This is a genomic window from Enterobacter sp. 186315 (assembly GCF_053290175.1).
This window is the reverse complement of sequence record NZ_JBPTTK010000030.1, coordinates 1-11688: the sequence shown is the minus strand read 5'-3', so window position 1 is coordinate 11688 and position 11688 is coordinate 1. Positions and strand designations below refer to the sequence as shown.

Here is an 11688-nt window from a genome sequence, read left to right as displayed (position 1 = left end):
TATATGCGCCAAGCATACTTCTGCGACCTGCTTTCCAAAGGCGGTCTCACGGAAGAGGTATCAGTCAGGCGCGTGGGCCAAAGGACTATGGAACTCAATCAAGTCAGCTATTTCATCAACTTGGCCGAGACGCTGAATTTCACAGCGGCCGCTCGCTTGAGCGGTGTGTCACAGCCAAGTCTGACCCGCGCGATCCGCCGCTTGGAAGATGAGCTTGGCGGGCCGCTGATCTATCGCGACGGGAAGAACAGCCGCCTGACTGGCCTTGGCCATGACGTCGAGGCAGAATTCCGGCGCATGGTGGTCGCGATGAAGAGCGTTCGCAATCACTCGGAGCACTGGGCGATGGGGGGGCACCGCGTGCTGGATGTCGCCGTCGCGCCCACCGTCGGACCAAAGGAATTTACGGCATTCTTCGAGAGCGCATTGGCGGAGATGCCATCCATCGAAATCAAGCTGCACTCGCTCCAGTCGAACGAGGACACATCGGAGGTGCTTTCAGGAAAATACCACGCGTGCATCATGCCGCGTGAAACAAGACCGGAACGCAAGCTGGATGTGCATCCTCTATTTCGGGAGCGCTTCGTGCTCGGCTGTTCTGCAAACCATCCCTTGGCTGCCAACGAGATCGTGCGCGGCGAAGACCTGCTCGAGTTTCCTTTCGTCGATCGCCTGAAATGCGAGTTTCGCGATCGGATCCTCGATCACTTCGCGCGACGGGACTTGCTCATGCGACCTCGCTTTCGATCAGATCGCGAGGACTGGGTGCAACGGGTCGTCGCTGACGGCCACGCCATATGCATTCTTCCGGAACGATCGCCGACCGTGCAAGGCCTCGTCACTCGGCCGATCGACGGATTTGTCTTGGAGCGCGAAGTCGTGATCGCGACAGTATCCGGCTCCACGGCAACGGTCGAGATACGGAACATCGCGCAGCTGGCAGCCCGGTATGAGTGGAACTGAATCACGACGTGAAGAGCTTCGGCGCTATGGAAACTATACGCGCAGCGTATTGGATAAATCTGGGGCGCACTGCGATAGTCGGCGCAATGACTGCAAAGATAAATGACAGTGTGTCGAGCTCTCTAAATAGCTGCGCCTAATACCGCTACACTTTTGCCTGACCATGTTTTCCTCCGGGGAATGGGCTGGCGGTTTCCATAAAATGGCGGACCTTTTTCAGTAACTGCCACATTGAGCGGCACTGATGATTACGGGTTATCGTGTCATGAAGTGCCTGCCATAGCCGTTCCACATGATTCACCCACGGCGAGTAAACCGGCTGGTAAATTACCCTGAACTTGGGATTTGCTTTCAACCAGCGCTGTGTTTCGCGGCTTTTATGGATAATGTAGTTATCAACGATCAGCGTGATTGTTTTCGCCCGCCGGTAAGTGGCTTTCAGGTGCTTCAGCAGAGCGATAAACAGCGCTGAACTTTTGCTGTTGCCGCCCACGTAGCTGACTTTACCCGTGCCACTGTGCAGTGCGCCGGCCAGATAGTATTTTTCGTTCTGCCCCGGCGTCACTACCCGTTTCTGCTGTCCGCGCAACTGCCAGTCCGCACCGATTTTAGGATTAAGGTGGATATCCACTTCATCTTCATAAAATACCGGATGCTCTGCGCTGCATTCATCCAGCGCTTTGTGGATTACCGCCATCTTTTCATCTTTATGTGGGTCACGGATACGCAGAGTTGGCGCGGCCCTGCGCCATACAAGCCCCGCAGATGGCAACCAGCGGCGAACGGTTCCTGCATGTAACTGGCAACCGGTTATCTCATTGATTTTTAATGCCAGTAATTCGGTGCTCCAGCGTGAACGTTGATAACCAAAATCGCCGGGAGAATGCTTTATCAGCTCACGTAACAGGGTGCAGATATGTTCAAAAGGCCAGCGTCGGGAGCGCCCTGCGGGTAAGGATTTCAGGCCTTCAATACCTGAGTGCGTAAACCAGTTAATCCAGCGACCAACGGATGAACGAGCACAACAGAGAGTTCTGGCAACATCGCTGACCCGTTCACCCCGATGAAGCATCAGCATGGCCGTGAGTCTGCGGGCATGATTTTTATCGCGCGTTTTATGAATAGCTTTCTGCATCAGGCGTCGTTCGCCACGGGGTATTGGTGCTATGATCGGCATCGCTCAGTCCGGTTGGTGGTTTTGGTTGGTTTGGCGATTGATCAGATCGCACAATCCGGGCTGAGTTCCCTTTCAGTGATCTACTATTCCGCGCATCTATTTAGATTAATTATTGGAGACTATCATGAAGTTTGAGAAGTCACAGGCAGCAGTTGACCGCCTGACCCCCGAGCAACGCCGGATTACCCAGGATTCGGGGACCGAAAGGCCCTTCACGGGTGAGCACAACGACAACAAGGAGCCTGGCATCTACGTCGACATAGTGTCGGGAGAGCCGCTGTTCGCTTCAACGGACAAGTTCGATTCGGGTACTGGCTGGCCCAGCTTCACCAAGCCGATCGTTCCGGCAAACGTGAACGAGGTGCGGGACAGTGCACACGGCATGGTCCGGACGGAGGTCAGGTCGGTACACGCCGACAGCCATCTGGGCCACGTTTTCCCGGACGGTCCTTCCGACCGCGGCGGTCTGCGCTACTGCATCAACTCTGCGTCCCTTCGCTTCATCCCGCGCGACGAGATGGAGTCCGAGGGATACGGTGAATATCTCGATCAAGTAGAGGAGGCTTAACATGCATCAGCGCGCTGTTCTCGCAGGAGGATGTTTCTGGGGCATGCAGGATCTGATCCGCAAGCGGCCCGGCATCATCTCGACCCGTGTGGGTTACACGGGCGGCGATATTCCGAACGCCACGTATCGTAATCACGGCACGCATGCCGAGGGGATCGAGATTGTCTTCGACCCGACAGTGACGAGCTACCGGCACATCCTGGAATTCTTCTTCCAGATCCACGATCCGACGACGCTGAACCGCCAGGGCAATGATCGTGGGCTCTCCTACCGGTCGGGCATCTATTATGTCGACGAGGAGCAGAAGCGCGTCGCCGAGGATACGATCGCCGATGTGGATGCCTCGGGGCTGTGGGATGGCAAAGTGGTGACCGAGGTCCAGCCGGTCGGCGAGTTCTGGGAGGCCGAGCCCGATCACCAGGATTATCTGGAGAAGCGGCCGGGCGGCTACACCTGCCACTTCGTCCGTCCCGACTGGGTTCTTCCAAAGCGGCATGAGGCCGGCGATGTGAGCCCTGCGGCCGGGGCTGCAGCGGAATAGGCTTCGCTGCCGTTAGTGCCGCGCCGATCCGGTTCGCAACCTCCGACGACCGCGTCAATCGACGCGGTCGTCGAACCCGGCCTTGAAGCAGATCATTCCATTCAGCCGCCGTCGCAGTGCCAGGATCCAGATATGACAGACCTCTCCTCCTTTCCCATCACGCAGCGCTGGCCAGCATCTTATCCGGATCGCTTGCAACTATACGCGGCCCCCACGCCCAACGGCGTCAAGGTCTCGATGATGCTGGAGGAGACTGGCCTGCCGTATGAGCCCCACTTCGTCGACATCTCGAACAACGAGTCGAAGGATCCAGCGTTCGTGTCGTTGAATCCCAACGGCCGCATACCCGCGATCATCGATCCGGCTGGCCCTGACGGCCAGCCCATTGGCATATGGGAAACCGGTGCGATCCTCATCTATCTGGCCGACAAGACGGGGCAGCTCATCTCAACAACACCCGCCCAGCGGTACGAGACTCTGGCCTGGGTGTTCTTTCAGGTGTCGGGCGTTGGGCCGACCTTCGGACAGCTAGGCTTTTTCCTGCGATTTGCCGGCAAGGACTATGAGGACAAGCGACCTCGGCAGCGCTTTGTTGATGAATCCAGGCGTCTTCTCGGGGTCCTGGATCACCGGCTGGAGGGCCGCGAATGGATTGTCGATGATTACTCGATCGCGGACATTGCGACGTTTGGCTGGGTGAATGCGCTGGTCGAATTCTACGCAGCGGGCGACATCCTCGGCCTAAGCAGCTATTCGAACGTGCAGGCATGGCTCGAACGCGGGCTGGCGCGACCGGCTGTACAGCGTGGCCTGCGAATTCCTGCGAGGCCTGCATGGGGTCGTCTCAGAAAACGGAAAATAAAGCACGCTAAGCCGGTTGCAGCGGCCGTAGCGGCCTGAACTTGCCCGCGCCGATCTTGGCGCTGCTGCGCCAGAGGTAATCGCCGGTCAGGTTGATGTGCTCCCAGCCGAGCGGCGACAGGTACTGCAACAGGCCGTCATCGACGGCTTGACCGTGGCCACGCAAGGCGTTCGCGGCCCGCTCCAGATAGACCGTGTTCCATAGCACGATGGCCGCCGTCACCAGGTTGAGGCCGCTGGCCCGGTAGCGCTGCTGCTCGAAGCTGCGGTCGCGGATTTCCCCCAGGCGGTTGAAGAACACGGCGCGGGCCAGCGCGTTGCGCGCCTCGCCTTTGTTCAGCCCGGCATGCACGCGGCGGCGCAGCTCGACGCTTTGCAGCCAGTCCAGGATGAACAGTGTGCGCTCGATGCGTCCCAGCTCACGCAGGGCGACGGCCAGGCCGTTCTGGCGCGGGTAGCTGCCAAGCTTCCTGAGCATCAGCGAGGCCGTCGCCGTGCCCTGCTTGATCGAGGTGGCCATCCGCAGGATTTCATCCCAATGGGCGCGGACGTGCTTGATGTTGAGCGTGCCGCCGATCATCGGTTTCAACGCCTCGTAGGTGGCATCGCCCTTCGGGATGTAGAGCTTGGTGTCGCCCAGGTCACGAATGCGCGGGGCGAAGCGGAAGCCCAGCAGGTGCATCAACGCGAAGACGTGGTCCGTGAACCCTGCCGTGTCGGTGTAGTGCTCCTCGATCCGCAGGTCGGATTCGTGATACAGCAGGCCGTCGAGCACGTAGGTCGAGTCGCGCACGCCGACGTTCACGACCTTGGTGTGGAACGGCGCGTACTGGTCGGAGATATGGGTGTAGAACGTCCGCCCTGGGCTGCTGCCGTATTTCGGATTGATGTGGCCGGTGCTCTCGGCCTTGCTGCCGGTGCGGAAGTTCTGGCCGTCCGACGATGACGTGGTGCCGTCGCCCCAATGCCCGGCGAAGGGATGTCGGAACTGCGCGTTGACCAGCTCGGCCAGTGCCGCCCCGTAGGTTTCGTCGCGGATGTGCCAGGCTTGCAGCCAGGCCAGCTTGGCGTAGGTCGTGCCGGGGAACGATTCCGCCATCTTGGTCAGGCCCAGGTTGATCGCGTCGGCGAGGATCGTGGTCAGCAACAGGTTTTTGTCCTTGGCCAGGTCGCCTGACTTCAGGTGGGCGAAGTGCCGGGTGAAGCCCGTCCATTCGTCTACCTCCAGCAGCAATTCGGTGATCTTGACGTGCGGTAGGATCATCGCCGTCTGGTCGATCAGGGCCTGTGCGGTATCGGGCACCGCCGCATCGAGCGGCGTGATCTTCAGGCCCGACTCCGTGATGATGGCGTCCGGCAGCTCGTTGGCCAGCGCCATGCGGTTGACGGTGGCGAGCTGCGTTTCCAGCAGCGTCAGCCGGTCATGCAGGTACTGGTCGCAATCGGTGGCCACGGCCAGCGGCAATTCGCTGGCCTGCTTGAGGCTGGCGAATTTCGCGGGCGGCACCAGGTAGTCCTCGAAGTCCTTGAACTGGCGCGAGCCTTGCACCCAGATGTCGCCGGAGCGCAGCGCGTTCTTCAGCTCCGACAGCGCGCACAGTTCGTAGTAGCGCCGGTCGATGCCGGTGTCGGTCATCACCAGCTTCTGCCAGCGCGGCTTGATGAACTCGGTCGGCGCGTCGGTGGGCACCTTGCGGGCGTTGTCGCTGTTCATGCTGCGCAGCACCTCGATGGCGTCGAGTACGTCCTTGGCGGCGGGCGCGGCCCGCAACTTGAGCACGTCGAGAAATTCCGGCGCGTAGCGGCGCAGCGTGGCGTAGCTCTCGCCGATGCGGTGCAGGAAATCGAAGTCCTCGGGTTGCGCGAGCCGCTGCGCTTCGGTGACGCTCTCGGCGAAAGCATCCCAGGACATGACGGCCTCGATGGCGGCGAACGGATCGCGGCCCGCTTGCTTGGCCTCGATCAGCGCCTGGCCGATGCGCCCGAACAGCCGCACCTTGGCATTGATCGCCTTGCCGGATGCCTGGAACTGCTGCTGATGCTTGTTCTTGGCGGCATTGAACAGCTTGCCCAGGATGCGGTCATGCAGGTCGATGATTTCGTCGGTGACGGTGGCCATGCCCTCGATGGCGAGCGCCACCAGGGTCGCGTAACGCCGCTGCGGCTCGAACTTCGCCAGGTCGGCGGGCGTCATCTGGCCGCCCTCGCGGGCGATCTTGAGCAGCCGGTTCTGGTGAACCAGCCGCTCGATGCCGGAGGGCAGGTCGAGCGCCTGCCACGCCTTGAGGCGTTCGATGTGTTCCAGCATGTGCCGCGAGTTCGGTTTGACCGGGGATTGCCGCAGCCAGGCCAGCCACGTCGTCTTGCCGTTGTCGCGGCGCTTGAGCAGATCGTCGAGGCGACGGCGATGCACGTCCGTCAGCGGCTCAGCCAAGGCGTCGTAGAGACGCCGGTTGGCGCGGGTAATCGCTTCGGCGCTCGCCCGCTCGACGGCGTTGAGGGCGGGCACAATGACCGACTGCCGCCGCAGGTGCTCGATCAAGGCTCTGGCCAGCACGATGCCCTTGTCGGTTTGCATGGCCAGCTCGGTCAGCAACTGGACAGCCTGCCGGTAGTGGCCAATCGTGAACGGCTGGAAGCCGAACACCGTTTGCAGCTCGACCAGGTGCTCGCGTCGGGTCTGCTCACGCTGCCCGTACTCGTCCCAGCTTTCGATGCCGACCTTGAGCTGGTTGGCGACCAGTCTCAGCAATGGCGGGAACGGTGGCTCATCAGCGCCAAGGATGACGCCGGGAAAGCGCAGGTAGCAGAGCTGCACCGCGAAGCCCAGCCGATTGGCCGGGCCGCGCCGCTGCCGGATGATGGAGAGGTCGCTTTCGCTGAACGTGTAGTGACGGATCAACTCATCCTTGGTGTCCGGCAACGCCAGCAGGCTTTCGCGCTCGGCGGCGGAGAGGATCGAACGGCGGGGCATGCGGTTTCCTTCTTCTTGAAAACGTAGGTTTGTGACAAACCCGCCAAGGCAACCGGCGCGGCACGGGAATCAAGGCATTGCGATTCTCGAAAATAGTTCTTGAAATTCTATTCTTGATTGCATATCATCTCAACGAGTTTCGATAAGAAAGGATGCGCATGCGACCGTCTGTTGTGCTTGACATGAAGCGAAGCGCAGTGCGTGAAGCGGTAGGCCGCTTTCGCGCCGCGAACCCGCGCGTCTTCGGCTCGGTGCTGCATGGCACCGACCGGGATGGCAGCGACCTCGACCTGTTGGTCGATGCGCTGCCCGGTGCCACGTTGTTGGACTTGGGCGATTTGGAAGAAGAACTGAAATCGCTGCTCGGCGTTGACGTCGATCTGCTGACTCCCGGCGACCTGCCGCCGAAGTTCCGGGCCAAGGTGCTCGCGGAGGCGCAACCGATATGAGCGAGAACCGCCTGCCCGATTACCTCGACCACATTCAGCAGGCCGCAACCGATGCGCGCAGCTTCGTGGAAGGGATGGCCAAGGACGACTTCTTGGCCGACAAGCGCACCCAGCAGGCCGTCATCATGAGCCTGATCGTCATCGGCGAGGCGGCCACAAAGGTGATGGATGGCTACGTCGAGTTCACCCAGGCGCATGCCGACGTGCCGTGGCGCAGCATGCGCAATATGCGTAATCGCATGGCTCACGGCTATTTCGACATCAACCTCGATGTGGTGTGGGAGACGGTACAGGAATGGCTGCCGGCGTTGCTCCAGCAATTGCCCGCCGTGCGTCAGGATGCCGACGATGAAGACCGTAACGACAACTGTGAAAGAGGGATCTCCGATGACTGTTGAATCGAGAATATTTTCTGTAGCCGAGTATGTTCAGCCGTCCGAAGGCGAGCCTATTCGTTCCGTTGTGCTTGAAACCCGAGACTCAATTATCGTGGTTTGGCATGTCCATCCCGGGCAGGAAATTGCGGCTCACATTCATCCTCACGGCCAAGACACGTGGACTGTTTTGTCGGGAATGGCTGATTACTTTCAGGGCAATGGGATTGTTCGTGCCCTCAGGGAAGGTGAGATAGCCGTGGCAAGACCGGGCCAAGTGCACGGGGCGCGAAATACAGGTACCGAGCCATTTGTGTTAGTCTCGGTTGTGGCATCAGCCAATGCCGGTTTCGTATTGGCTGAGCGATAGAGCCCAATCTCTGGAGTTGGTCCAATGAGCGGTCGGGGAGATAGGTAACAGACATGCAGCGGACACGGCTGCTAAACCAGGTCGCAAACCTCCTTGCGTCGCAGCGTGCCGCAAGCGACGCGATCAATCGAATGGGGTCGGCATGAGACTGAACACCATCCAGTTCCCGACCGCGTAGCCGCCTGTCCTGCCGATCAGGTCTTGACCATCGACGCCTGGGATCAGTCCTGAATGTTCTTGGAGACCACTACGTTATGAGCCGCAGCCGCCGCAAAACACCCATCGTCGGGCACACGACCTGCGGCAGCGAGCGCGAGGACAAGAAGCTCTGGCATCAGCGCTGGCGCACCCGTGAGCGCACGGCGCTGACCAGCGCGTCGCCCGAAGCCCTGAGCGCCCATCTGCCCCTGCTGGAAAACCAGGCCAGCAGCGTCTGGTCGATGGGCAAGGATGGCCGCTCCTACTGGCCCGTCAAGCGCCAGGCCGCCACGGCGGATCGCATCGCCAATCACAAGGGACGCAACCCGCAAGAACGCGCCTCCCTGAAAAAGCGCCTGCTGCGCAAGTGGATGAGCAAATGAAGCTCTCCTTCCATCAGCACATTGCGCTGTTCTGGATGATCGGTGCTCCGGGCGTCTTCGCGCCCGTGATCGAGAACGCCAAGCGGCCCGATGCCGGCGCCGTCATGGCGTGGGGTGTCGCGATCGTGGCGGTGATGATCCTCTTCACCCCTTTGCTGCTGCGCTGTCCACCATTCCGGCGCTGGTATGGCCGGACGGATGCGCTGTCGGAGCGGCAGCGCCAGGCGCTTGCCGAGCGCGGCCTGCGCCGCTACTACCAGACCGCTTTCGATGACGGCTACGTGCCCCGCGTGATGCCCTACGTGTGGCGCATCATCTGGACGGTCGGCGGGTTGATGGCTGTGACCGCCGTACTGCCTACCAACACCGGACGGCCAGCCTTCGATGCCTTGGTGGTCTTCTCGACCTGGTATCCGATAGGCGTGATGCTGCTGGTTTTCGCGTCGAGGCCCCTTGGCCGGTTGATTCGCCAAAGAGCACAGGAGCGGCGGAAATGAGCACGTCAACCATCGAGGCGCTGGCCAGCGCCTGGGCAAGGATTGCCGAGGAAGCGGAATTCCCCGCTGACTACGAGGGGACTGCCACACCACAAGCGCATCGGGCTAGCGAAGCTATTCAGGAGCAGATTCGGGAGCGCATCGTCGCCACCAACGACATGCGGCTGTTCAGCCTGCTGCACCTGCTGGGTCAGGCGTCGCTGCGCATGGAGCAAGCGCTGTGGCCGGAGGATTACGAGCGGATGACGCGCGAGGTTGAGGAAGCCCTGCGGCAAGCCACCGACGCCAACGCCAGATCGTACACCCACGAAGAAGTGATGCAGGCGATGCAGGAACGCATCGACCGGGCGCGAGACAAGCCATGTTGATTGGCTATGCGCGCGTCTCGACGCAGGATCAGAACCTGGAGCTGCAACGCGAAGCCTTGAGCAAGGCCGGATGTAAAAAGGTCTTCGAGGACAAGGTGAGTGGCACGCGGGCAGACCGGCCTGGCTTGGCCAAGACGCTCGAAATGCTGCGCGAAGGCGATACTTTGGTCGTCTGGAAGCTCGACCGGCTGGGCCGGTCGGTCAAGCAACTGGTCGATCTGGTCGGCGATCTGCACAAGCACGGTGTCCAGTTCAGGAGCCTCACCGACTCCATCGACACCGGCACACCATCCGGGCGGTTCTTCTTCCACGTCATGGCGAGCCTTGCCGAAATGGAGCGCGAGCTGACCGTCGAGCGCACCCGCGCCGGGCTGGAAGTCGCCAAGCAGCTCGGCCGCAAAGGCGGCCGCAAGCCGAAGATGACCGACAACAAGATCGAGTCGGCCAAGAAGCTGCTGGCCAGCGGGGTGCCGCCCAAGGACGTGGCCAAGAACCTCGGCGTGTCCATTCCGACGCTGTACCGCTGGGTGCCAGCCTCCACGCACGCTTAGCGTGCTTTATTTTCCGTTTTCTGAGACGACCCCTGCATGACCATTATCGCCGCATATTATTACAACGAAGGTAAGCGAGTCCGTGAAATCAGGCTCGATGAGCACGTCGAACTAAACGAGAATCGCTCGGGCTTCTGCTGGATCGCGCTTAGCGAGCCCACCGCAGACGAACTCAGCGCGATCCAGACGACGTATAACCTCCATCCTTTGGCGATCGACAACGCCATGCACCCGCTGTGCCCGCCCAAGCTCGAGGTCTACAACGATGAGTTGTACGTCGTCGCCCAGACCGCCGAGCTGGTCGGCGACCGGATCAGCTACGGCAAGATGGCGATCTTCACCGGTCACAATCACCTTATCACCGTGCGGCACGGCAATGCCGGAGCGCTGGGCAAACTTCGGGAGCAACTCGAGGCATCGCCGACGCAGTTCGGCAAGGGTGTCGACTATGTGCTGCACGCGATCTTGCACCGAGTGGTCGACCAGTATCTGCCCATCTTCGAAATGATCGAGGACGACGTCCTGGCGATGGAGCGACGGTCGCTGCACGATTTCCTCGAGCCAGAAGAGGTGGCGCGAATCTTCGAACTAAGGTCCGAACTCACGCGGTTCCAGCGCACGCTCGGGGCTATGGCCGAGCTGGTGCGAAAGCTCGTTCGCGGCCACTTTCCCTGCATCAGCGCCGAAATGACACCATATTTCCACGACGTCGCGGACCATGTCCACCGCGTGCAGTCCATGGTCGACGGCCTCCTGCTTGTCCTGTCCACGGTCTTCGAGGCCAGCAGCCTTCTGGAAGCGCAAAGGATCGGTGTGGTCACTCGCCAGCTCGCGGCCTGGGCGGCGATCTTGGCGGTCCCGACGGCGATCGCCGGAATATATGGCATGAACTTCAAGCACATGCCGGAACTGGACACGCCATATGGCTACTTCGTCGTGCTCGGAGTGATAGCGGTGTTCTGCCTTCTCCTATTCATGCGCTTCAAGAAGGCCAAGTGGCTATGAGTAACGCACTTCGCGAGCTTCTCCGTCCGCCGAGTCACAGCGCGCTTTGTGCGCGAGCGTGTCCAATCCAGTTCAAGATGAAGGTGCTTCCATGACCTCCCAGGTGACCGACGTTCTAGAAGCAGTCCAGTCATTCATCGCCAAAGGCTATGACCGCGAATACCGCGTCAAGGACGGCAATCTCGTCGATCTCGAACTAGGGTCAACCCTCGATGCATGCAGCATTCGCGTCGATGCGGCGTTGCGCCTCGAGAGCGGGGACGACGGCGAAGATGCCTCCAACATCTACGCGATCACCGATCCGGCGACAGAGCATAAAGGCCTGTTGATCGACGCCTTCGACGTGTTCCACGAGGCACTGTTGCAAATAGTCGGTGGTGATAAACTTATCATCCCCTTTTGCTGATGG

Annotated in this window: 15 protein-coding genes; 13 read left to right on the top strand and 2 right to left on the bottom strand. The window is 60.6% G+C overall.

What is annotated here, in order from left to right:
* The first annotated feature begins 87 nt into the window (after nt 1–87).
* Nucleotides 88–963: a LysR family transcriptional regulator gene (locus ACSVHP_RS21495; RefSeq protein WP_011191349.1), complete on the top strand. Its 876-nt coding sequence runs from the start codon at nt 88–90 to the stop codon at nt 961–963.
* A 145-nt stretch (nt 964–1108) separates the two neighbouring features.
* On the opposite strand, the gene ACSVHP_RS21490 is transcribed toward ACSVHP_RS21495, so the two are convergent.
* Nucleotides 1109–2140 carry an IS630-like element ISEc33 family transposase gene (locus ACSVHP_RS21490; RefSeq protein ID WP_032425611.1) on the bottom strand — a complete coding sequence of 344 codons (1032 nt, stop codon included), beginning with the start codon at nt 2138–2140 and terminating at the stop codon, nt 1109–1111.
* A gap of 124 nt (nt 2141–2264) precedes the next feature.
* Between ACSVHP_RS21490 and msrB the strand changes: the two genes are divergently transcribed.
* From msrB to ACSVHP_RS21475, 3 genes are all read left to right on the top strand, one after another.
* Nucleotides 2265–2708 (top strand): peptide-methionine (R)-S-oxide reductase MsrB, encoded by a 444-nt coding sequence (gene msrB, locus ACSVHP_RS21485; RefSeq protein WP_004099035.1) that lies wholly within the window; start codon nt 2265–2267, stop codon nt 2706–2708.
* Nucleotide 2709: 1 nt separating this feature from the next.
* Nucleotides 2710–3249, top strand: a complete 540-nt coding sequence (msrA, locus tag ACSVHP_RS21480; RefSeq protein WP_004099036.1) for a peptide-methionine (S)-S-oxide reductase MsrA — start codon at nt 2710–2712, stop codon at nt 3247–3249.
* 132 nt (nt 3250–3381) lie between these two features.
* A complete protein-coding gene (locus ACSVHP_RS21475) occupies nt 3382–4149 on the top strand; it encodes a glutathione S-transferase N-terminal domain-containing protein (protein WP_223610753.1) in 768 nt (255 codons plus the stop codon).
* Here ACSVHP_RS21475 and ACSVHP_RS21470 read toward each other — a convergent pair.
* Nucleotides 4118–7084, bottom strand: a complete 2967-nt coding sequence (locus ACSVHP_RS21470; protein WP_103793576.1) for a Tn3-like element ISPa38 family transposase — start codon at nt 7082–7084, stop codon at nt 4118–4120. The genes ACSVHP_RS21475 and ACSVHP_RS21470 overlap by 32 nt on opposite strands.
* 158 nt (nt 7085–7242) lie before the next feature.
* Between ACSVHP_RS21470 and ACSVHP_RS21465 the strand changes: the two genes are divergently transcribed.
* The 9 genes from ACSVHP_RS21465 to ACSVHP_RS21425 all read left to right on the top strand — a co-directional run bounded on the left by ACSVHP_RS21465 (nt 7243) and on the right by ACSVHP_RS21425 (nt 11685).
* A complete protein-coding gene (locus ACSVHP_RS21465) occupies nt 7243–7533 on the top strand; it encodes a nucleotidyltransferase family protein (RefSeq protein ID WP_001247892.1) in 291 nt (96 codons plus the stop codon).
* Nucleotides 7530–7931 (top strand): HepT-like ribonuclease domain-containing protein, encoded by a 402-nt coding sequence (locus ACSVHP_RS21460; protein WP_001293886.1) that lies wholly within the window; start codon nt 7530–7532, stop codon nt 7929–7931. The genes ACSVHP_RS21465 and ACSVHP_RS21460 overlap by 4 nt, the downstream gene beginning before the upstream one ends.
* A complete protein-coding gene (locus ACSVHP_RS21455; protein WP_000215515.1) occupies nt 7921–8277 on the top strand; it encodes a cupin domain-containing protein in 357 nt (118 codons plus the stop codon). The genes ACSVHP_RS21460 and ACSVHP_RS21455 overlap by 11 nt, the downstream gene beginning before the upstream one ends.
* Before the next feature lie 254 nt (nt 8278–8531).
* A complete protein-coding gene (locus tag ACSVHP_RS21450; RefSeq protein ID WP_003100858.1) occupies nt 8532–8858 on the top strand; it encodes a hypothetical protein in 327 nt (108 codons plus the stop codon).
* Nucleotides 8855–9355 (top strand): hypothetical protein, encoded by a 501-nt coding sequence (locus ACSVHP_RS21445; RefSeq protein ID WP_003100856.1) that lies wholly within the window; start codon nt 8855–8857, stop codon nt 9353–9355. Before ACSVHP_RS21450 ends, ACSVHP_RS21445 begins: the two co-directional genes overlap by 4 nt.
* Nucleotides 9352–9723 (top strand): hypothetical protein, encoded by a 372-nt coding sequence (locus ACSVHP_RS21440; protein WP_003100853.1) that lies wholly within the window; start codon nt 9352–9354, stop codon nt 9721–9723. The genes ACSVHP_RS21445 and ACSVHP_RS21440 overlap by 4 nt, the downstream gene beginning before the upstream one ends.
* A complete protein-coding gene (locus tag ACSVHP_RS21435) occupies nt 9717–10274 on the top strand; it encodes a recombinase family protein (protein WP_103793575.1) in 558 nt (185 codons plus the stop codon). The genes ACSVHP_RS21440 and ACSVHP_RS21435 overlap by 7 nt, the downstream gene beginning before the upstream one ends.
* A 36-nt stretch (nt 10275–10310) precedes the next feature.
* Nucleotides 10311–11279, top strand: a complete 969-nt coding sequence (locus tag ACSVHP_RS21430) for a magnesium and cobalt transport protein CorA (protein WP_032640602.1) — start codon at nt 10311–10313, stop codon at nt 11277–11279.
* Nucleotides 11280–11370: 91 nt separating this feature from the next.
* Nucleotides 11371–11685: a hypothetical protein gene (locus ACSVHP_RS21425; protein ID WP_319382197.1), complete on the top strand. Its 315-nt coding sequence runs from the start codon at nt 11371–11373 to the stop codon at nt 11683–11685.
* Nucleotides 11686–11688: the final 3 nt, after the last annotated feature.

Coding starts and splice junctions, on each gene's coding strand:
- ACSVHP_RS21460 (WP_001293886.1), top strand. CDS start 7,530: ATGAGCGAGAACCGCCTGCCCGATTACCTCGACCACATTCAGCAGGCC.
- ACSVHP_RS21465 (WP_001247892.1), top strand. CDS start 7,243: ATGCGACCGTCTGTTGTGCTTGACATGAAGCGAAGCGCAGTGCGTGAA.
- ACSVHP_RS21490 (WP_032425611.1), bottom strand. CDS start 2,140: ATGCCGATCATAGCACCAATACCCCGTGGCGAACGACGCCTGATGCAG.
- ACSVHP_RS21470 (WP_103793576.1), bottom strand. CDS start 7,084: ATGCCCCGCCGTTCGATCCTCTCCGCCGCCGAGCGCGAAAGCCTGCTG.
- ACSVHP_RS21435 (WP_103793575.1), top strand. CDS start 9,717: ATGTTGATTGGCTATGCGCGCGTCTCGACGCAGGATCAGAACCTGGAG.
- ACSVHP_RS21445 (WP_003100856.1), top strand. CDS start 8,855: ATGAAGCTCTCCTTCCATCAGCACATTGCGCTGTTCTGGATGATCGGT.
- ACSVHP_RS21425 (WP_319382197.1), top strand. CDS start 11,371: ATGACCTCCCAGGTGACCGACGTTCTAGAAGCAGTCCAGTCATTCATC.
- ACSVHP_RS21455 (WP_000215515.1), top strand. CDS start 7,921: ATGACTGTTGAATCGAGAATATTTTCTGTAGCCGAGTATGTTCAGCCG.
- msrB (WP_004099035.1), top strand. CDS start 2,265: ATGAAGTTTGAGAAGTCACAGGCAGCAGTTGACCGCCTGACCCCCGAG.
- msrA (WP_004099036.1), top strand. CDS start 2,710: ATGCATCAGCGCGCTGTTCTCGCAGGAGGATGTTTCTGGGGCATGCAG.
- ACSVHP_RS21440 (WP_003100853.1), top strand. CDS start 9,352: ATGAGCACGTCAACCATCGAGGCGCTGGCCAGCGCCTGGGCAAGGATT.
- ACSVHP_RS21475 (WP_223610753.1), top strand. CDS start 3,382: ATGACAGACCTCTCCTCCTTTCCCATCACGCAGCGCTGGCCAGCATCT.
- ACSVHP_RS21430 (WP_032640602.1), top strand. CDS start 10,311: ATGACCATTATCGCCGCATATTATTACAACGAAGGTAAGCGAGTCCGT.
- ACSVHP_RS21450 (WP_003100858.1), top strand. CDS start 8,532: ATGAGCCGCAGCCGCCGCAAAACACCCATCGTCGGGCACACGACCTGC.
- ACSVHP_RS21495 (WP_011191349.1), top strand. CDS start 88: ATGGAACTCAATCAAGTCAGCTATTTCATCAACTTGGCCGAGACGCTG.